Source organism: Acinetobacter bereziniae, assembly GCF_016576965.1.
In the GTDB taxonomy this organism is placed as follows: domain Bacteria; phylum Pseudomonadota; class Gammaproteobacteria; order Pseudomonadales; family Moraxellaceae; genus Acinetobacter; species Acinetobacter bereziniae.
The window spans coordinates 157,277-178,528 of sequence record NZ_CP066119.1 but is presented as its reverse complement, the minus strand read 5'-3'; the positions used below and the strand labels follow the sequence as shown (position 1 = coordinate 178,528).

Annotated in this window: 21 protein-coding genes; 6 read left to right on the top strand and 15 right to left on the bottom strand. The window is 36.5% G+C overall.

What is annotated here, in order from left to right:
- Nucleotides 1–38 precede the first annotated feature (38 nt).
- Together I9192_RS00810 and I9192_RS00805 are read right to left on the bottom strand one after the other, a co-directional pair.
- Entirely contained in the window at nt 39–437 is a 399-nt protein-coding gene (locus tag I9192_RS00810; RefSeq protein ID WP_005034576.1) for an ATP synthase subunit I, read from the bottom strand.
- Nucleotides 438–608: 171 nt separating this feature from the next.
- On the bottom strand, nt 609–1,451 hold the full coding sequence (locus I9192_RS00805; protein ID WP_004831993.1) for a metal ABC transporter substrate-binding protein: 843 nt from the start codon (nt 1,449–1,451) through the stop codon (nt 609–611).
- Nucleotides 1,452–1,588: 137 nt separating this feature from the next.
- Between I9192_RS00805 and I9192_RS00800 the strand changes: the two genes are divergently transcribed.
- From I9192_RS00800 to znuB, 3 genes are read left to right on the top strand one after another with little or no spacing between them, the layout of a single operon-like run.
- A complete protein-coding gene (locus tag I9192_RS00800) occupies nt 1,589–2,086 on the top strand; it encodes a transcriptional repressor (RefSeq protein WP_004831994.1) in 498 nt (165 codons plus the stop codon).
- Nucleotides 2,059–2,859, top strand: coding sequence for a zinc ABC transporter ATP-binding protein ZnuC (znuC, locus tag I9192_RS00795; RefSeq protein WP_151714170.1), 801 nt, complete (start codon nt 2,059–2,061; stop codon nt 2,857–2,859). The genes I9192_RS00800 and znuC overlap by 28 nt, the downstream gene beginning before the upstream one ends.
- A gap of 3 nt (nt 2,860–2,862) precedes the next feature.
- A complete protein-coding gene (gene znuB, locus I9192_RS00790; RefSeq protein ID WP_151714171.1) occupies nt 2,863–3,660 on the top strand; it encodes a zinc ABC transporter permease subunit ZnuB in 798 nt (265 codons plus the stop codon).
- A 50-nt stretch (nt 3,661–3,710) separates the two neighbouring features.
- On the opposite strand, the gene I9192_RS00785 is transcribed toward znuB, so the two are convergent.
- Both I9192_RS00785 and I9192_RS00780 read right to left on the bottom strand, forming a co-directional pair.
- Nucleotides 3,711–4,331, bottom strand: a complete 621-nt coding sequence (locus I9192_RS00785) for a LysE family translocator (protein WP_035300732.1) — start codon at nt 4,329–4,331, stop codon at nt 3,711–3,713.
- A gap of 71 nt (nt 4,332–4,402) precedes the next feature.
- Entirely contained in the window at nt 4,403–5,023 is a 621-nt protein-coding gene (locus I9192_RS00780; RefSeq protein ID WP_200150056.1) for a LysE family transporter, read from the bottom strand.
- A 161-nt stretch (nt 5,024–5,184) separates the two neighbouring features.
- Between I9192_RS00780 and I9192_RS00775 the strand changes: the two genes are divergently transcribed.
- Complete coding sequence (locus tag I9192_RS00775) at nt 5,185–6,105, top strand: Dyp-type peroxidase (protein WP_200150055.1); 921 nt, start codon at nt 5,185–5,187, stop codon at nt 6,103–6,105.
- A 92-nt stretch (nt 6,106–6,197) separates the two neighbouring features.
- Here I9192_RS00775 and I9192_RS00770 read toward each other — a convergent pair whose 3' ends face one another.
- From I9192_RS00770 to I9192_RS00730, 9 genes are all read right to left on the bottom strand, one after another.
- The gene (locus I9192_RS00770) at nt 6,198–6,722 is read right to left on the bottom strand and encodes a hypothetical protein (RefSeq protein ID WP_151779190.1); all 525 of its coding nucleotides are present in this window, start codon (nt 6,720–6,722) and stop codon (nt 6,198–6,200) included.
- A 121-nt stretch (nt 6,723–6,843) separates the two neighbouring features.
- The gene (locus I9192_RS00765; protein WP_058968571.1) at nt 6,844–7,218 is read right to left on the bottom strand and encodes a lysozyme inhibitor LprI family protein; all 375 of its coding nucleotides are present in this window, start codon (nt 7,216–7,218) and stop codon (nt 6,844–6,846) included.
- A gap of 144 nt (nt 7,219–7,362) precedes the next feature.
- Nucleotides 7,363–7,917, bottom strand: coding sequence for a hypothetical protein (locus I9192_RS22205; protein ID WP_227567218.1), 555 nt, complete (start codon nt 7,915–7,917; stop codon nt 7,363–7,365).
- Between the two features lie 110 nt (nt 7,918–8,027).
- Nucleotides 8,028–8,243 carry a hypothetical protein gene (locus I9192_RS00755; protein WP_005034596.1) on the bottom strand — a complete coding sequence of 72 codons (216 nt, stop codon included), beginning with the start codon at nt 8,241–8,243 and terminating at the stop codon, nt 8,028–8,030.
- A 433-nt stretch (nt 8,244–8,676) separates the two neighbouring features.
- Nucleotides 8,677–9,315, bottom strand: coding sequence for a hypothetical protein (locus tag I9192_RS00750; RefSeq protein ID WP_200150054.1), 639 nt, complete (start codon nt 9,313–9,315; stop codon nt 8,677–8,679).
- Nucleotides 9,316–9,324: 9 nt separating this feature from the next.
- On the bottom strand, nt 9,325–11,709 hold the full coding sequence (locus tag I9192_RS00745) for a hypothetical protein (protein ID WP_200150053.1): 2,385 nt from the start codon (nt 11,707–11,709) through the stop codon (nt 9,325–9,327).
- Nucleotides 11,706–12,191 (bottom strand): hypothetical protein, encoded by a 486-nt coding sequence (locus tag I9192_RS00740; RefSeq protein ID WP_042086230.1) that lies wholly within the window; start codon nt 12,189–12,191, stop codon nt 11,706–11,708. The genes I9192_RS00745 and I9192_RS00740 overlap by 4 nt, the downstream gene beginning before the upstream one ends.
- Before the next feature lie 9 nt (nt 12,192–12,200).
- Nucleotides 12,201–15,590, bottom strand: coding sequence for a type VI secretion system Vgr family protein (locus tag I9192_RS00735; RefSeq protein ID WP_200150052.1), 3,390 nt, complete (start codon nt 15,588–15,590; stop codon nt 12,201–12,203).
- Nucleotides 15,591–15,816: 226 nt separating this feature from the next.
- Nucleotides 15,817–17,514, bottom strand: a complete 1,698-nt coding sequence (locus I9192_RS00730) for an NAD-dependent malic enzyme (protein ID WP_005034606.1) — start codon at nt 17,512–17,514, stop codon at nt 15,817–15,819.
- Nucleotides 17,515–17,839: 325 nt separating this feature from the next.
- Between I9192_RS00730 and I9192_RS00725 the strand changes: the two genes are divergently transcribed.
- Nucleotides 17,840–18,433 (top strand): hypothetical protein, encoded by a 594-nt coding sequence (locus tag I9192_RS00725; RefSeq protein WP_004832007.1) that lies wholly within the window; start codon nt 17,840–17,842, stop codon nt 18,431–18,433.
- A 13-nt stretch (nt 18,434–18,446) separates the two neighbouring features.
- On the opposite strand, the gene I9192_RS00720 is transcribed toward I9192_RS00725, so the two are convergent.
- Nucleotides 18,447–18,716, bottom strand: a complete 270-nt coding sequence (locus tag I9192_RS00720; protein ID WP_004832008.1) for a DUF2798 domain-containing protein — start codon at nt 18,714–18,716, stop codon at nt 18,447–18,449.
- A gap of 57 nt (nt 18,717–18,773) precedes the next feature.
- On the bottom strand, nt 18,774–19,193 hold the full coding sequence (locus I9192_RS00715; RefSeq protein WP_200150051.1) for a hypothetical protein: 420 nt from the start codon (nt 19,191–19,193) through the stop codon (nt 18,774–18,776).
- 194 nt (nt 19,194–19,387) lie between these two features.
- On the opposite strand from I9192_RS00715, the gene argS reads away from it, so the two are divergent.
- Complete coding sequence (gene argS, locus I9192_RS00710) at nt 19,388–21,178, top strand: arginine--tRNA ligase (RefSeq protein ID WP_200150050.1); 1,791 nt, start codon at nt 19,388–19,390, stop codon at nt 21,176–21,178.
- The last annotated feature ends 74 nt before the right edge of the window (nt 21,179–21,252 follow it).

The window sequence follows — 21,252 nt, the reverse complement described above, 5'->3', positions numbered from 1 at the left end:
TCGTTAATCCCCAAAAAAATTTTCAATTTCTGCTGCGCTTATACTCGTTTTTGTTGCCGTGCTACCCAAAATGGAGCAACCCACGACATCGCCTGCACGAGAATAAAACCACAAAACAATGCTACCGGGGATAACGGTTTAACATTGCTTAAAATTAAAATGAAACCAACGATCACAATTGCAAATTTGCCCATCAAGCCTCGATACATGTTCGAAAGAACCTGTTTTGAAGCACGTGCACCAGCGGCTCGAAACGACTGCCAAGAAAAATAACAACTGGCAAGCCAACATAACAGTGCACCTAATGCTGCACTTAAAGCCGCAGTCGAGTCTTTCAAGACCCACGCTACCAAGGCTGAAACAGGTATCATTAATGCTTGTAAATAGACCAAAGCTTTTGCTAATCGTCGGTCAATCAAGCGACTAGTTTGGCTCATTTTTTATCCACTCACAGCATAAATGCTTGACAAGTTTAGCTGATGATCGTTTTTAATCGCAGGCATTATAGAGTTACACCCCTGAACATGCAATCTTTTCCCGACCTTAGTCGTGTTTTTTTCGATATACAGGCTGCTTTTCATATGAGCATTTGTTGATTAATTTTTGCATCATTTTCGTGCATTAAGTACGCAGGCTTGTGTCTGTTGTGCCAAAGCTTGCCATGCAACCACAAAATCTTGTTGTTTTGCTAAAGTCTCATCAACGGATTGAAAAGAAATTTCTCCCAATTTTCGATATTGACTTGGACTCGCACTGGCTTCTGCAAGTAAACACATTTTTTTGTAAGGACGCGTATCGTTTAAAAACTTGATTTGTGTAACAGTCGGTGCCACATGTGGGTCATCCGTCATTGCACCTGCAAATTTTAAATTGAGTGAACGCTCAAGATATTGGTAAGCATCGTGATATGCCCAATAAGGACGTGCAGCACCCGCTGTGGTAATTTTTTGTGAAGCGAGCAACATTTCATTGGCAAATTTTTTCGCGTTATTCCAATAAGCAGTTTTATTTTCAGGATGCTGTTGTGATCTCAAGGCAGCAATAAAGAAGCCTATGCGTACTGCATTGTTTGGATCTAACCAAACATGAGTATCTATCGTGTCTTTAAGTGCAATGCCTTTCGGATTTCTAAGTGGAAGCGCCTGAATAATACCTGAGTCAAGAATCGAGATGGCTTTAGCATTGTCTCCAAGAACTTTTTCTAAAGGTGCTTCGTGTGCTTTACCCAACCAAACTACCAATGAAGCATCCATAATCGTCTTTCGATTATCTGGTGTTAACTGTACATCATGCCCGGTCTGATTCCCTAACAGCAAAACAGGTTCTTCTACTCCTTGGGTGATTTCTTTTGCAATCAGATAAATAGGATGAGTAGAGACCACCAAAGGCGCTTGAGCCCAAGTGACACTAGCAAATAATGCACATAAGCAAAAAGCGATCATGCGATTCATGGGAGTGTATTACCAAAAAGAATTTATGTTATAGTATAACAAAAGTTAAAAAATACCTACGCCATTCGTAAGTTGATAGAGCTTCATGTTAATATTTATGATTCTCTTCATTCAAATAAGAAGTTTTGAGGTCTGATATGAGCTTATGTTCACACGAACACCATGATACTTTGCATGGTGTACACGATCATCTCAATGTACAAGAGCGTTTATCAGAAGCAGAAAACCTTTGTGCAACCTCAGGCGCGCGTCTTACTCCCTTACGTAAAGAAGTATTGGAGTTGATTTTGAATGCATCAGGACCCGTTGGTGCATATGATCTTTTAGCCAAGATGAAAGGTGCTGCGGAACGACCGGCAGCCCCTCCAACGGTATATAGAACACTCGACTTCCTTTTAGAAAAAGGATTTATCCATCGTTTAACCTCTATTAATGCATATATCCCTTGCTGTCATCCACGTGAAGGACATCAAGCTGCTTTTTTGATCTGTACTGAATGCCATACAGTGAAAGAAGCTTCAGCAATAGGTTTGATTCAACAATTGAATCATTTGGCAGAGTCCGACCAGTTCAAAGCACATCATAGTATTATTGAGATTTCAGGAATATGTCAGCAGTGCTCAAGCAAAGCGTGAACACCCCCCTTGTTCAGCTAAAGCAGATCAATGTCCAGATTGATGATCGTGACATTTTAAAAAATGTAGATTTTTCGCTACAAAAACAAGAAATTGTCACGCTTATTGGTCCCAATGGTGCGGGTAAATCCACATTGATCAAAGTACTGTTGGGTATTTTAAAACCCAATTCAGGGAGTATTGTCAGTTCATCAAAACTGAAACTCGCCTATGTACCTCAAAAATTCAACCCCTCTCATAGCCTTCCATTAAGAGTTAAAGATCTTCTTGATCTGGAAAAATGTGATAAAGCCATTAAAGCAGAAATCATTCGCGATACAGGCATAGCAAAACTCGAAAACTCTAAAGTACAACAACTTTCCGGTGGCGAACGTCAACGCGTTTTATTAGCACGGGCATTATTACGCCAACCTGATATTTTAGTCTTAGATGAGCCTATGCAAGGTTTAGATATCCAGTCTGAGGCAGAGTTATATGGCTATGTTCGAAGTTTACCTGAACGTTATGGTTGTGCCATCTTGATTGTCTCTCATGATTTACAATGGGTGATGCAAGGAACACAACGTGTTGTATGTTTAAACAAGCATATATGTTGCAGCGGCTTACCAGACAGCATTCAACAACATCCTGAGTATCAGGCTTTATTTGGTGACACTTTTGGCAAGCAACATGCCTTTTACCAACATCACCATGATCATTGTGCGCATGGTGACTCTGCCAAAACCTGTGAACATGGTTCACATCCTCACATTCACCCTGAACCGGAAGCTTAAACCATGATGGAATGGTTAGAATTACTCTTACCTGCTTGGATCATGGGCACACTGTTGGTGTTTCTAACTGCACCACTGGGCTGTTTGATGTTATGGCGCAGAATGTCTTTCTTTGCAGATACCATGGCTCATGGTACTTTGCTGGGTGTGGCTTTGGCAGCAATGTTAAGTTTACCGCTCTGGGTCGGTGTTACTTTTACCGCAGTACTTTTGGTTGCTGTGCTGTGGGTTCTACACGACCCTCGCCTGCCAAATGATGCTCTACTTGCTTTATGCGCAGCCACCCTACTCTGTTCAGGTTTATTGCTGATCCAGCACTTACCTGCTTTACGTCCAGAACTATTGAGCTATTTATTCGGTGACTTACTGACGATTGAATGGTCTGACTTAGCTGTTTTCGCGGCTGTCATTATTGGCGCTTTGGCAATTTTGTATTCTCACTGGCAAGCGCAAATTCAAATTGCAATTGATCCAGATATTGCAGTCAGTGAAGGTGTTAATGCCAAATGGCAACGTTTAATTTTTATGTTGTTATTGGCATTGTTCACGGTACTGGCTTTACGTGCGGTCGGCTCGTTGCTGATGGGTGCTCTTCTGGTTATTCCTGCTTTAGCTGCACGTTTGATTTCGCACTCACCTAAACAAATGGTGATCGGTGCTTTTGTGATTGCACAAATTGGTGTCACTGTAGGCTTATGGTCAAGTGCAGCATTAAATATTTCAACAGGTCTAAGCATTGTTTTGACCATGTCTTTATTGTTTGCACTGATCTTCTGCACGATGAAAATTAAAAAAGGATAATTTCAATTAAACCCTAGCATCGCTTATAGGGTTCATTGAACATCCAATACTTAAAATAGGCTTTGAGCTGAAATGTATAAGCCATAAAGCGCGATTGTGACTAAAATTAAACCGCAAAGCCCTAATATTTTGGGATAAATTCGACTTTTAGACAACTGATTAAAAGACAAATAAACTATAGATAAGGTGAGGAAATCCAAGATAATCCATGTGATCACGAGGATAACTAAACTTACATTCAGATCTGAATGAACATGGATAAATTGTGGAAAAAACGAAGAGAAAAAAATAATATCTTTAGGGTTTGAAATACCGACCAGAAAACCTTTCGTTAAACCACCCTCTACTGGCGAAAGTACAGTAGTCAACTGCTGGTCTTGCTGAAACCACACCTCTTTGAGAATGCCATAACCTAAATAAGCAATATAAAGACATCCAAGGATTTTGATGATCAGGAAAAGTGTTTCATTAACACTCAACATTCCCTTTAAAATTAAAATGGAAATTGCAATCAATACCAAAGAAGCGAGGTTTGTTCCGACGATGGTTTGTAATGATTTGCGATAGCCCCCTTTTAAACCCGCACTTGCCACCAAAATCATGACTGGTCCTGGTGTTGCTATCATGATAATTACACTGATGGCATACAGATAAAATTCTAAATAATTCAAGTGACCCTCGGCTTAACAGATATTCTATTGGATTTATTTTTAATTGTTCAATAACTCAAACCATGAGACTTTTACTGATGTACTAAACTCAACAAACCAGCAGCACAACTAAATAATACGGCAAAGGTACGATTCATATACTTTTGCTGCTTGGGAGATTTAAGCAATCTCAAGACTTTTGCAGCCAACCCTGTGTAGCCAGCCATCACAATTAAATCGATCGTAATCATCGTGATCGCCATAATCACATATTGAATCCATTGTGGTTTAGACAGATCTAAAAATTGCGGCAATACTGCAAGTAAGAATACGATCGCTTTTGGATTACTGATATTCACCACAAAGCCGTATAGAATCAACTTGGGAATGGATTTAGTCGGTTGTTCTGTTGGGATATCTATAGACTGTGTTTTAGCTGTCCATTGCATATAGGCTAAGTACAGTAAATAGCAAACTCCAAACCATTTCACAGCAAGAAAAGCCATCGGTGTAGTAGCAAATAATACCCCTACCCCTGCAGCAACAATTGCGATTTGAACCAACAATGCCAGTTGCAACCCTATTGCATTCCAGTAACCGTGGCGAAAACCATAGTTCAAACCACTCGACATTGATGCAATAGCGCCTGCGCCTGGTGAGATACTAATCACCCAACACGCCAACATATATGCAAACCAAACTTGATAGGACATAACAAAAAATAAAATATTTTGAACAAAGCATTATAGCGGTTTTAAAACGACACATTTCGATTAATTTAATTGGTAAAAAGTATAAGACTTTACTACCCAGCTGTTGCCAGTTCATGCACAATAGCTAGATTGATAAATAAAAATTGAGGAGCCATCTCGATATGACAGCCCAATCTGTAATTTTACCTTTACCCTCTGACCATGCTCGCTTCATCGTTTTAAATTTAAAAAATCTGTCTATTGATGGCTTAAAAAAGCGTCTCAATGCCTTATTGAGCACTCGTGATCGCCTGATCACGCAACACCCCGAAGCTGAGATTAAAACTGCAATCGCTTTCGGTCCTGAACTATGGTCAAAGCTTTATCATACTTCGCCTGAAGGGTTTAAGCAGTTAGAACCGATTCAAGGTGCCTTTCAAATGCCCGTTGTTCCTGCGGATGTTCTGATTCACATTGCTTCTGCACGCACGGACATTTGTTTTGCACTGAGCCAATCCTTTTTTGATGGTATTCAAGATCAAGTTGAAGTTTTAGACGAACGTGTATGTTTCCGTTATCTCGATGGTCGTGATCTAACGGGATTTATTGATGGTACCGAAAATCCTCAATTTCCTGATGATCGTACTGAGACTGCATTATTGGGTGAAGATTCAGGTATTTTTGAAGATGGATCTTTTATTTTTGCGCAGCGTTATGTCCATGAGCTTGAAAAATGGAAACGCTTAAAAGTAGATGCACAGGAAAATGTGATTGGTCGTTCTAAATTAGAAAGTATTGAGATGGACGATGAACACAAACCTGAAAATGCCCATATTGCTCGTGTTGTTATCGAAGATAATGACGGTGAAGAATTAGAAATTCTGCGTCACTCTCTCCCTTATGGCGATGGACAAGGTGAGCAAGGCTTATTTTTTATTGCTTATACCAAAGATTTAACCCGTATTGATCGTATGTTAGTCAATATGTTTGGTACTCAAGGCGATGGAATTCATGACCGTTTATTACACTTTGTGACTCCTGTCGATGGTGCGTACTTCTTTGCACCGAATGAAGAAGTATTGGAAGAGATTTTGGAAGATTAAAATAGCTAAGGAATAGTTAAATATGACTATTCCTTATCATCAGCAATTAAATTTCATTTATTCTTAAACGTAATATCTAGTATTTTTAAATGTTAATTCAGAGGACTTTCAATTTTCATAATAATGCCATCATCAGAAATTTTATAATAATTTATTTTAGTCAACTGACCATCATAACTTTTAACCTTAATATTATATTTTTTATCAATCCAGAACTCTGAACCTGTGCCAAAATTTACTGAATGCCCCTTACCATCTTTAAATACATTAAGACTATAATTTTCCAACTCTCCTTCATCAGTAAAATAAGCAATAAAAACCGTTTTATTACAAATATCTGGTAATCTTATCGCTCCTCCAAATGGCACAAAATCACCATGATTTTCTGAAAGTTTTTGTAAAAAACTATTAGAAAATTGAGAGAATGAAATTGTATTTTCTTTTTTTAATTTACTCTTTGATGAAATAGGCAACATCACAGGGAATGTCTTTTTAAAATTATTTGCTACTATGTTATTTGTATTACATGATTCCTCACTATCATTTGGCTTAGCTAGCGAATTAGTCATATAAATCGAATTCAAAACAACAAGAAATATAATAAATATTTTTTTCATTTTATACTCCAAAATTAATATTAAAGTCCAGTTACCAAAACCCTTAAAAAGTTATAACAGTCATAAATAAAAAGGCAAAAGACATCTAACCTCTTTAGTTTATACGTCTTATAAAATTCATTTATTGAGCTGAATAAACTTTATTTAATCGTTTAAGTTCATCTAGTCTTGCTTTATCAATATCGAGCAAACATGATTCAATTATTATGGTTGCACCATCGCCTTGAGCATTGGTTGCTTCTTCACCCATAAAATCTTTACAGTATGCATTTTTATAAGCTAACCACTTCGATTGAGATATTTGAAATTTTTGCAGATTATCAGACGATTCCTCAATATTAAGGATCACTTTTTTCATTTCATTAATGACAGCCTTTGAACTGCTTCTAATACATATGAGGCTTTCATCATCATTTTTACAGGAAGTGTTAGGTTGAGCAAATGCAAGACCACCCATACTGAATAACAGTAAGAATATTAAGATTAATTTTTTCATAGACACTCATTATAGCAATTAAAGATAGAAAGCCTTCAGTTTAAATTTTATATGATCGAAATCGAAAGTTTCTCTATATTTTAAATGAAAAAGCAACTTTATGAAGCTGCTTTTCATCCAGAAATTAACTATAAATATTATAGATTAATTTAATTTTATATTTTTATTATTCCCCGCAGAATCTTTATAGCTTAAGTTATATTTACCATCAATAGCATAGCTTTCTCCAAGATTATAAACTTCAATCTTTGGCTTTATTTTAATCAAATAGAATAAAGTCGTCGATCCATTATCTGTGTCATGATATTTTTCACCAATCACAAATTGTGAATCTCCTATATCTGGTATAAATTTAACTCCATCTAAATTTAAATAATTAATTTTATTCTGGCTTAAGATCGTATAAATTTCTGGCGACATATTTTTCACATCGTTCAAACTATATACATGATTTTCCAAATCACTTAGCTTCTCACATTTACTTTCAGAGTTGCTTTTTAAACACTTCAAGAAGTAATTTGAGGCATTAGGAATTAATATCTTTTTTAAATTGCTTTCTTTAGTACTTTTGGGTAAATTTTCAGAAATATTTGTTTTTACAAAACTTCCATTTATCACCTTAAAACATAACTTTGAATGACTGTAATCATCTCTATATGCATAAAAATCTCCTGTAACACACAAGCTATCATTATTCACCGAATAATCAAATTTAGACTTATAATCTATTTGATAATTTAAAGGATAAGCCTTTAAATCTTTTTGGTTGAGTGCAACTATTCGATAATATTTTCCATCATTTATTTTAATTATCGTATAATTTTTATTAAAATCTGCCTTATTCCCAATATTTTTTTATATAAATTTAATTTATCTGCTTTGCAATAATAATTATCTATATCATAATCGAAACCACAAGGTTCAACTTTTAATTTTAATACCGCATCCTTTTCAACTGATTTTGCACTACAACCTGTAATACAAAATAAACTTAAAAACATTAATATACCAAACTGTTTTTTCACTTGCCATCTCACTTTTTTTTGCTATTGATGATATTGATAAATTTTTTCTAGAATTTGGATTTAAATGATTAGGAGTACTTTCTAAAAATAATTTTGTAACCATGACAATAGAATCTACGCACGATGCTTATTTTTGTTTAAAAAATGAAGTTTAATAAATATAAGGAATAGTTAAATATGACTATTTCTTATATTTATTCAATATTTTAAATCCAAAGAAAGATCTATTAATTTATGCAATTTAAATACCTTGTAAAGCTTAATTATTGAGCTAAACAAGCTTTATCTAAGTGTTTAATTTCATCCAATCTAGCTTTATCAATAACGAACAGACATGATTTAAAGTTGATTAAAAGAGTAATTTTGTCAATAATATTTACTCTCTATCAACCCATAGATACCATGAAATATCTACAGCCAATAAAACACAGCTTTAAAACTCATCATACCCAGGTCGATTAATATTTAATCTAAAATTCTTTTTTTCTATACTTGGTTCATTTCCCACACATTTCATTTCTTCATTTTTACTAAAATCAGTATTAATAACAAAAGATTGGATGCAATAATTTTTCAATTTATTTTCATTTATATCATCAAATCTTTTGACTTGGTGATCCAAGATTGGAAACTTACCTCCCATCGTTATAAACAAAGTATTTTTATAATTATTCTTGTTGTTTTCACCACCTGATAAAAATATTACTTGCGCAGGTCCGGAACCTTCATAATTATTAAAATTCACAGCAATCAAACCTAATAAATATTCTTTGCTTCCAATTTTTTTAACTGCAGTCATCAAAATTCGAGCTTGATCCTCTCCAGAATAAAATAGTTTTAAATCCTTTTGATTAACTGGATATTTATCTAATTGAATGAACTTATCATTGATCAATAACGTTTTAGAATCAAATGGTAATTCAACTTGTTTATATTCATTAATTAAAAGACCACTATTGACTTTCGACTCACTCATCTTCGGTGAATCTGAGTTTAACATCTTATTTTCTGCCTTTTGACAGGCTACAAGTGAAAATAAAATCAACAATGGGATAAATTTTTTAATGTACATAATATGCCCTTATATGTCCTGAATATTTGGTTGATAACCCTGTAAATGTAAATGGTTATCGTGATCACCATTTGTAAAAGTGACATGGGGCAAAGTTCTGTTTGGCTGACCCTTTCTCTTCATCACTTGTGACCCAAATGCTTTATAACCAAAAAGATATAGTGCATTTACAAATCTTACATTCGCATCCCAGTCAAATCTATCGACGTGGCTCACAAGAACCGGACCATCTTTATGGCAACCATTAATTCCTAGATAGCGAAAATCTCCATTAATCCCGTTGAAGTGTGAATCACTACCTACCGATCGACCATCTCGAGCACTAAATCCAGAACCATGATAATAACCGTATCCTAAAGAGCACATAGCACCAATAACTGCTGCAAACGCATCTCCCTTAAGATAATATCTTGATCGACCTGGTAAATAAATATCCCACAAATATCCGACTTTACCATCCGGACTCTTGTAGGATTTGAGCGTCCTTTGGTCTACCAAATAAACATTTCCACCTACGACCCCGTTACCTTTTTTACGTTTAGGCGCAACGATAAATTCAGTTTTGCCAATATGATGTGATTGTCCATTTTTATCATAATAAATATATTCAGCAAAACCTGTTGCAGCCGCATTCTCTCTTTTGATTTTACCATCAGAGTAAATATGATAACGCGTCGTATCACTTGTCGCGGGTGTTTGATTAGAAACAGTTGTTAAAGGTTTACCCCCATTCTCTGTATGAGTATTTTGTTGAGATACTTTGGGTGGCTCTTGTTTAACTTCGGGTACTTTAGCAGGAGCTGGTGGATTAGGCTTACTTTGGGACGGCGCATTAGTAACAGGATTTTGTTGTGGAACTTTTTGCCCTGATTCTAATCGTCTCGATTCCTTGATAAAGCCTTCATTTATTCTAAATATCCTATATGGACTACCATTAATTACCCGAGCTTTTACCAATGAATTCGAACCAACACCAAAACCATATACAAAACCAACTAACATTTTTAAGTTAATTACACCAGCAGCATTGGTTTTTTTTGAAATTTGCCGTCCTCGATAAAAAATAGTTACAGCGGTATTTGGAACAACTTGATCATCTTTTTTGACAATCATCTGAAAGCTATGAACTGGAAGCCTTACTTTTATTGTCTGATTAGAAAGTGATTCGTCAACCTTGAAGTGGTGAATTTTTTGGTACTTCCCATCCCCTGAAACAGAAACTTCTATATCTTGACCGGCTTCAGCTGAAATATTATGTTTTATGCCACTCCCATCTGCAGAATGCTTTTTAATATTATTTTTATAGGTAAGAAAAAAGCCCATATTTGAGATTGGTTTTCCAGTATCAGCTTCAACAATCTGTATATTGAAGTTCACATCTTTCGTTTCAACTGCTTTAGATTCTTCTGAAACACTTGGAGCTTGCTCATTTCTAACTTCTTGAGGCGTTTTATTCGCCTGTGGTTTTGGTTGAGGAGCACTATTCTGTTCTAAAACAACGGGTACTGATATTTGTTTGGTTAATTTGATTGTATAACTTTCCTTCTTATCTTTTTGCTGCGTAATCTCAAGTGCTTTTCCATCAACAATTATTTTTATTTTAGTACCAGGATGCCTAACAATTACAGGAATTTTTCCTTCTTCACTTGTTTTATAATCATTAGAAATCTTTCCAATTTTGCTATAATATTTTCCTTCTTTGTACTCGGACTCTACTATAATTTTTTTACCTGAAACAGCATTCCCTTGTTCATCCACAACATTTATATAAATCTTACGATTACAACAGCTTTCTAAATCATAATGAGCAAATAATGATATATACTCACCCACTTTTGTTCCAAAAGCATCAGCTTGGTTACCTAAACCCTGTACAAACTCTAAAACATATTTAGGACCTTTTAAGTGTGCTCCTGCAATGCATCCTGACTCTGTAATTTCAACCCCATTAATACGAACGCCATAAAATTCATTTACATTTCGATTGTTCAGCCGAGTGCAGAGTGTATTGATCCATTTATTAAATGCTTTTATTTGAACCGTTCGATCTTTGAGAAAAACACTTTTCGAAGTTACATCATCTAAGCCCGTCCAACTTCCACTCCAGTCATTCACCGAAAATGATTTCTGAAAAAGGCTATTAGGATCATTACTAAAAGTATATGGTGGCTTAAAATACCCCAAATCATAAAGCGCACTTTCGCCAAATTGAAAATAACCAATAAATCCATAACCTGCGGTTTTACCATTATGTACTTTTCTAGCAGTCAAATTAGGATCGACAAGGTCAGATAAACTCAAATCCGATGAAGACTCTCGACGAGATACTGCATATATATATGCTTGCCTATCCTCACCAAATGACTTTCCGTTTACTGGAGAAACAAAACTCATAATGCCCCCTTAGATTCTTGATCAATTTGTTTAAATAAAATTAGAACTTTATTTTTTGTTTTATCACTCATATTTGTAGAAAATTTCATTTTATTTTTATCAAAATTGAAACTCAGATCTTCATTTAGGTTGAGCATTACATCACCTAAACTCTTACCGTCATCAATAATATAAAATTTCTGAGGTTTATTTTTATTTGTTAATGAGATAAGTAAAATATTTTGACCTGAACTTTTGATATTCCAACACTCATCAGGAATATGTAACCAATGACCTGTATTTAGATCTATCTTATTTTGCTTTAAAAGCTTAGAGACAGGCTCTTTAATATCTTTACGCTGAAAGCTACATTTATCAGACTCTATATAATTAAAGCTTACGACTTCATTATCAATGTTCCGTTTTGGAAATTCCTTGATAACTTCTGCATTACACCAAGTCACAAATAATAAAATGAATAAGAAAGAAAATATTGTTTTCATGATCAAGCCTTACTTTCCAAAATTACAAAAATCTGCTTCTAAATCTTCACTACAAGATTCATTTTGATCTTCTATTGCATCATGATCATCTGCAGCGCCACAACAGCCCTCACCCTCACAACTACTATGATCTGAAGTGTCATCAATATCGTTCTTTATAACTATTAATTCTTTTAAATCTTCACTATCATGCCCAAGAATAATTGCTTCGACATTGTCAGCACTATCACTGAAAAACCGTTGTGTGCGTCCAAGTTCATCCAAAACACCAATAAATTCAGTTTTTCGTGAATGATTTACGAACTTAAATCTGACCTGCTGTTTTAATTCATCTTTACTAAAAATATTACTAAAATCAAAACGTCGGCTAAAAATTCCACTCTCAGGCATTTTCGGCAACTGCGCATTCACTGTTGCCCCACTGGTAAACAACTGTTGTCCTGACTTCACCTCAAACTTTCCACCAGTTTTAATAAAGACACCACTACCATTAACCACCAGCTGAGTACCACCCGCTTTTAGATCAATCTCTTTAGAGCTGGTTAACTCAATCTTATCTTCAGTTGCAATCAGCTTAATGACTTTCTTCGCAATGATTTCAATCAAATCATCCTGAGCCTGAACTTTGATCGGTCCTTTTGCAGCAAAAGCACTTAAACCTTTCTGTGCGGCAAATAAACTAATTTTATCTTGTGCATGACCCACAATATTCTTCTGAGCGCTCATGTTAATCGAACCATTTGCACTTTCAGCTATATCTTGAGAAGCTTGAAGAATAATGTCTTCTGGTGTGGTTAATGCAATCCCATTTGGCGAAGCCAATAGCATCAATGCTTGACGGAAAATTTTACCTTGTTCTTGTTTGGCGTTGTCGCTGCTATCTTCCAGACCTTGTGTATAACCCTCCATAAAGCCCTGCAAACTACTCAAAGCCTCCAGCGGTTTAATTTCAAGTTTGTTCCCCTTATTGAATGTTCCACAAGTACTCATGATGTCAAAATCTTTGATTTCGACATTGGATAAAACCTTACCCACATTACTAATGGATTCAAAAGGATTAGATTTAATATTATCTTTTAAGCTTGCCAGCTTGCCTTTAATAATATCTGTACCGTGTTCTTCAACATTTTCAATAAACGCCTTTAAGTTTTCAACCGCTTCTTTTGCATCAGAAAAATATTCATTAAATTCATCTACAATGCCTTTTGCATTGCCACCTAAAGCACCAATGTCTTTAATAAATCCACCACAATCTTTTAAAGCATTCAAAGGATCACTACTCACCCCTTCTTTAAATAGATTCAAAGTTGTGTTGAGCGCCTGCCCTGCACTTTTTAACTCAAGTGATTGAATGAACTTAGGCAAACGATTAATGACATTCAATGCATCGGTTTGTTGCTTTACAGCAATCTCACTTAGCACCTTCATACTTTCAGCCCCTTGATTCAATAAAGACTGTGCTTGGGCTGCTTCTAAATGATCTGCAATTGCATTTTCTTGGGCATAGGTTGTGATAAGCATGCCTTTTCCTGCACGCACCGCCCCATAAGCGTCTGTTCTTAATTCAAAACCTTCGCCACGCCCATTGCTGGTTTCTTTATCTTTCGGATGACTTAAATTTCCCAAGTTAAGTTGAGTGGCTGCGTGACTACTTTGCAGTTGGGCACTGATTTGCCCAGTCGTGTCATCAAAACGGAGTTGGTTAAAGCCTGAACCACCGACTTCAGATGAGCGGATACCACTGAGTTTCTTGGTATCAGGAAGCTGACCTTTGACATCAAACATGGTTTGATGACGTTCTGCTTCATGTAAACGCCCCATCACAAACGGACGATCTACATTACCATCAAAGAAATCAATCACCACGATTTCACCAATCCGAGGATGAAAACGTGTACCGTAACCTTCTCCTGCCCATGAGGTTAATACATCCACCCATGCTGAATCAGTATCGTTATCATTGGAACCTGCACCACCGTCATGGCTATTATCATCGGTACGGGTAAACAAGAAACGAACTTTAATGCGTCCCCATTGGTCCACATAAATTGTTTCACCTTGTGGACCTACCACTTTAGCGCGTTGCGGGAATGCAGAAGGTCTGTGTGTTAATGGATTGTATTCTGGAACGACTGGAATTCTGCGTCGTACCAATGACAGCTCATTGGCTTGACGCTGATCTTTAATTAAATGATTCCAATAGTTTAAATTAAGCAGTTTAGAAAGTTGATCTTGCAGTTCTTTCGGTAAGTTATTCTGATTGTAGAAGGTTTTACCGAGAATCAAAAACTCGCGATCTGAACCTTCATGCTGATCAATTTCCGGATGCTCTCTCAACTCAAACCAATAACCAACTTGTGCATCACGTACTGAACTGATTGCGGTAAAATATTTGGCTTGTAGTTCTTGGTATTGTGAAAGTTGGGTATTCAGTTTATCGACTTGAGCCGAACTTGAAGCAGTGGTTTGGTCTTCACCTTTGAGGTCACTGGTCCACGCTGGGCTAATGGTCCAAGCCTGTTCTAAACTCAACGTTTCATTGTCTTGTTGTTCGCTATGCTGATGATTGCTGAGTTGACTATCACCCTGATCTTGTGCGAGATTGTCAGCTTGCCAGCGTTGCACTTGTACAGCTGTTGATTGGATTGATCGTTGTGCAATTAAGCTGGTAATGGTATCAAATCGTTCTGTTGCATGACTACGATGGAAACGTATACTGCGCCTAGGCATTGCTTCATATTGACTATTGTCATCAATCAATCTTAATTTCTGGGTTTGAATTTGTGCAGCAGAAACTGGAACTATGCGTTCAGATTCATCAACCAACCAGTTAATTCCCTCACTGCGCCATAATCTTGTTAAAAATTCGTAATCTGTTTCATTTGACTGCATCACAAAAGGACGCACATCATATTGTTTTTTTAAACCACGACTATCCAAACTCAAACTAGATGCAAATAATGCACTTTTGGTTTGCCATTCCTTGAATAAAACTTCAGATATTTCCAAAATACTTTTATTCATGAAAACGCGACTATTACGGCGTTTATGCCAAAGACTGGTCGCATCTTCAAGCGTGAGCTTGTAAATACTTAATGCACCGTCACTTTGTCCTTGACTTGCACCAGTAATGATTCCTGTGGTTCGATAGAGTTCCCCAAAGTCAGTGACTTGGTCAACAGCGACCTGACAACCTATAAATTGTTTTAAAGCAATATGTGCATTGGTTGAAAGGCAAAGTAATTCTGCCTTCAATCCTTGATTAATATATTGTTGTCCCTGAATGCACTGTAGAAATACACTGCCATTTAAGGCTTGATTTGAGAATTGGACATGGACAGCCCTTGTCTGCAACCCTAACCCAAAACTTTCAAGTAAAGTATTAATATTTTTCAACATTTTAGTTATTGATATTCAATGACATGTTGGCTTATTGTAAATAAAAACTCACAGAAAGACATACAGAAATTGTTAAAATTTTTATTTTTGTAACTGACATACTCAAAATTGATCTTATTTTTATGAGAAAAATACAGATATTTAAATCAATCTAAATCTCCAATTTTACCCGTTTATCCTATTACAAAAGGGGCAATTTGCCCCTTCTATAAAAAATTAAAAACACTTAAAAAGGAACGCGCTTATAATCACGATAAGTTGGTTTCCAAAAGTTCTGTTCAATACTTTCGAGTAATTGCTCATCACTCATTACCGTCGCAACACCATCTTGCATTGCTGCTTGAGCAACTTTAAATGCAATAATTTTAGAAACTTTCTGCAATTCGTTTAAATCAGGTAATAAGTCCGCATGGATATCGTTTAACTTCGGTGAGCAATCTGCCAAAGCGGAACTTGATGCCATCAGCATATTGTCTGTCACACGCGTTGCTTGAACAGCCACAACACCTAAACCAATACCCGGGAAAATATAAGAGTTATTGCATTGTGAAATATTAAAGGTTTCTCCATGATAATTCACTGGCGCAAACGGGCTACCTGTTGCAATTAATGCTTTACCTTCTGTCCATTGGATAATATCAGCAGGCACAGCTTCTACACGTGAAGTTGGGTTCGATAAAGGCAACACAATTGGATATTCACAATTTTCAGCCATGGTTTTAATGATTTCTTCTGTAAATAAGCCCGGTTGACCCGATACACCAATCAATACTGTTGGTTTGGCATTTTTAACGACATCCAGTAGAGAAATAATTTCTTCTGGATTGCCCCAATGTGCAACATCATCAGGCTTTTGTGCAAGCTTACGCTGGAAGTCAAGTAGGTTTGGCTGATTTTCTGTGATGAGACCAAAACGATCAACCATAAATACTTGTGCACGCGCTTCAGCATCAGTTAAACCTTCCGCCACCATTTGCGCAATGATCTGTTCTGCAATACCACAGCCTGCTGAACCTGCACCCAAGAAAGTCACTTTTTGATCTTTCAATTGTTTACCTGCCGCACGGCTTGCCGCAATCAGTGTTCCTACACATACTGCTGCTGTACCTTGAATATCGTCATTAAAGCAACAAATCTTATCACGATATTTTTCTAATAAAGGCATGGCATTTTTTTGTGCAAAATCTTCAAACTGAATCAAAGCTTTTGGCCAACGACGTTTTACCGCAGCAATGACTTCATCGACAAACTCATAGTATTCGTCACCACTGACACGTGGTTGTGACCATCCCATATAGATTGGATCATTGAGTAATTGTTGATTATTGGTTCCCACATCTATTGTGATTGGCAAAGTATATGCAGGGCTAATACCACCACAAGCGGTATAAAGTGATAATTTTCCGATTGGAATCCCCATACCACCAATACCTTGGTCACCTAAACCAAGAATACGTTCACCATCTGTTATCACAATCACTTTAACATTCTTACGATTGACGTTATGGATGATCTCATCAATATATTTACGATCAGGGTATGAAATAAATACGCCACGATGACGTCGATAAATATCCGAAAAACGCTGACATGCCTCACCCACTGTTGGGGTATAAATAATCGGCATCATTTCACTTAAATGATTTTCAATCAGGTGGTAAAAAAGTGTTTCGTTGGTGTCTTGGATATTTCGTAAATAAATATGCTTATTGATTGCTTCACTGAAAGAACAATACTGCTGATAGGAACGTTGACTTTGTTCCTCGATACTTTCAATCACATGAGGAATCAAACCATGTAAGTTAAACTGGGTTCTTTCTTCCTCTGTGAAAGCTGAACCTTTGTTGAGTAATGGCAGTTCTAGTAAGGCATTGCCTGCGTAATGAATATATAGAGGATATTTTTTCAAGGTTTCCGTTGGCATTTCCATTCTCATTGAAGCAGTCATTCTGCTTCTATCTTTTGCTAAGCTACGACTTTGGTCGCATACAAGCTTAAGCCTATTTTTCGCTAAATGGGTATTTAGATACGTGATAGTGATATTCAAAGTATTTTACAGAATGATAAATTATTCTCATTTTTTACAAATTCTTTAAATATTTAATACAATCTATTGTTTTTTATATCAATAACAAAGAATTAATCCAAATTTTAAAATCTATCGATTTCCAATGTCATTGAGCTACGATTGATTTTTTTCGTATTTCAATTTATGTTGTCCTTAATTGAATGAAGCAAAACCAATAACAATGAACACAAATATTTTTATACTTCTACTAAGCACTGCAGTCATCTGCACAGGTTGTCAAACAGCCAAAAAAGTATCTTCTGGTGTTTCCAAAACCACTGAAAAAGTGAAAAGCTTGGTTGGTCTAGGCGAAGCAAAAGTTCCAGAAGTCGATAAACAAGGCGTAGTCGATGTCAGTAAAGCAACCTTAGAAAAGCTTGAACAAATGAAACTCAATATGCCCACTGGACAATGGGTCTATATTGAAAACGATTTACAAGGAATTTATACCCTACAAAACAAATCTGCTGACGGCAATATTTTGTATTTACGTCTAAACTGCAAAATTCCTTCGCAAAAATCTGGATTTAGTATTGAAGATAAAGATGCTAAGGAATTACTTAAAGCACATGATCCCCAAGCAGGACAAGTTCAGTTTTTAATCGACAATAAAAATTATGGCAATCCTTTTGATCTGGTCAATGCGAAAAAAATGCCAAGTTTCCAAGCTGCGCTCAGTAAGGCTAAAGTGATTAAGATTTTTAATAATTCTAAACTTTACACCTTTAACAATGGTCATGCTGAATTGCTCAGCAAACCTGTTAGTTGCATGTAAGCATCCGACTAAATTATTTAGGCATATCCACAAAAACAGCTGTGAGTCGACGCACTAACGGCAAAACAACCAATACCACTGGATATGCCACGGCCCACGAAACCATCCATGCCGAAAACCATTTTGCCAAAAAACCATCCACTAGACCCACATTAATGAACATATTGATCAATGACACCATGCCACTCATTAAACAGGATAAGAAAAAAGGCATGATCCATGCAGCAAATTTTGCAGGGAGTTTTGGAATATTTCCGATAATCGTGGGAGGAATATTTGACATGAGGACTCAAAATTGAATAAACATGACAATTTTATGCTTTTCAGGTGGGTGAAACAATCAATCATTCCACATTACATCCAACACATTTTGCCACTTTGTTTCATTAGGTAAGCGCATCGCTCCATCGTAGAACATGGCTATGCTATTTAAAGCAGACGCTAAAAAAATGATTGTGTTTAAAGGCAGCCAAGTATCGTCGCCAATATCAAAAAATTTCGAATTCATTTGTTCATTACAAGTTAACCAAGATTCGCCTTGTTGTGCGGTAGGGATATTTTTGTCATAGCGCAAGATTAAGTGCTTGCTGTCAACAAACCAAAATAACAGAATGATTTGTCCTTGATTTGGAATATCCAGAGCAAAATAGCCTGAGTTTGAAAATTCAAGATTTTGCGCTTGGACTTGACTAAACAACCGAATAATTTGCTCTTTTTTCATTTTCTGATGATCAAATTGATCCAAAAAGCTCACAAACATCTTTTGTTATCCTTTTTTAAAGAAGATCTATCTAGGCTGTCAGTTGATCATATAAAGCTCGAGAATAGATCAAATATCTCAGGCTACGATCTTTCTGATTGAATAAGTTTTATTCTATACAAATGCATTCACCTAAAAGGCTCAAAATTTGCTATATTTAGCGTTTTTCTGCGACATTTATTTCTCTATAGATTATGAATACGGCCATACAAGCAGCTCTTGATCATGCAGTGCAATCCCTACAAGCTGAAGGGACTCTTCCATCTGACTGGAAAAACACAAGTGTTTTAACGCGAACCAAGGACCGAAGCCACGGTGATTTCGCATCAAACATTGCCATGATGGGTGCAAAAGTTGCGGGTATGAAACCACGTGATCTTGCTGAGAAAATTTTAGCAAAGCTCCCAGAAGTGGTAGATATAGCAAAAGCTGAAATTGCAGGACCTGGTTTTATCAACTTCTTCCTCAATGCAGATCAACGCTTTGCTGTACTTGATCAAATTCAAGCACAAAAAGATCTGTTTGGTAAAACCCAAGCCAATGCAGCTAAAAAGATTCAAGTTGAATTCGTTTCTGCCAACCCAACGTCTAGCCTGCATGTGGGTCATGGTCGTGGTGCAGCTTACGGGATGACTGTTGCTACATTACTCGAAGCAACGGGTGCTAAAGTTGATCGTGAATATTATGTCAACGATGCAGGACGTCAAATGGACATCCTTGCGACCTCTACTTATTTACGTTACTTAGAATTGACTGGGCAAACTTTAGTTTTCCCAAAAAATGCCTATCAAGGCGATTACGTTAAAGAAATTGCTCAAAGCATTATCGATAAAGATGGTAATGCTTATGTGCGTGATGTTGCTGATATCTATAAAGATGTTCCAGAAGACGTTCAATACGCTGAGGAGTTGGATGCAGATGGCAATAAAGTTGTGCTTTCAGGCGATAAAGAAAAGCATATCGATGGCTTGATTCATAACTCACAAACATTGGTTGGTGAAGGCTATCGTGTGTTCCATCAAGCTGCATTACATGCCATTTTAGATGACATTAAAGATGACCTTGGTGAGTTCGGTGTTACTTTCAATCAGTGGTTTAGTGAAGCATCGTTGACTGATAAAATTGACGAAGCCCTACAAACTTTAGATCAACGTGGCTATCTTTATGAAAAAGATGGCAACATCTGGTTTAAATCGACTGAATTTGGTGATGAAAAAGATCGTGTTGTAAAACGTCGTAATGGGCAAACCACGTATTTTGCCTCTGACATTGCTTATCATTTGAATAAATTACAACGTGGTTATACTGACCTAATTGATATTTGGGGCTCAGACCACCACGGTTACATTTCACGTGTAAAAGCAGCCATTGATGCAATGGGTTATGACTCATCAAAACTCACCGTGTTATTGGTCCAGTTTGTAAGCTTATGGCGCGGTGGTGAGATGGTACAAATGTCATCTCGCTCTGGTCAATTTGTGACTTTACGAGATCTTCGTAAAGAAGTTGGAAATGATGCAGCACGTTTCTATTATGTTATGCGCAAATCTGAACAACACATTGATTTTGACTTAGATTTGGCTGTATCACAAAGCAAAGACAATGCGGTGTATTATATTCAATATGCACATGCTCGTATTTGCCGTATGTTAGAAAAAGCGGCAACAACAAATATTCAATTTGATCCTGAAAGTGCGCGTCAATTTGCTGCAAAATTAGAACTTGAAGCAGAGGCTGAGATTTTAGCGAAACTTGCGGCATACCCTGAAGTGATTATTCGTGCAGCAAACAATTATGAACCGCATCAAGTGGGTAACTACTTGAAAGAACTTGCAGCTTTATTCCATGGTTGGTACAACGAGAATAAAGTTTTAGGTGATGATGCTGAATTGACGCAAGCACGTTTATTGCTTTCTGCCAATGTTCAGCAAGTTCTTCGTAATGGTTTAGAACTGCTTGGTGTTTCTGCACCTGAAAGCATGTAAGTCAGCAATAAATCATTACTTTACATCGCGCTCAAGCGAAACTATGCTTGAACGCGATGTTAAACAATAAATAA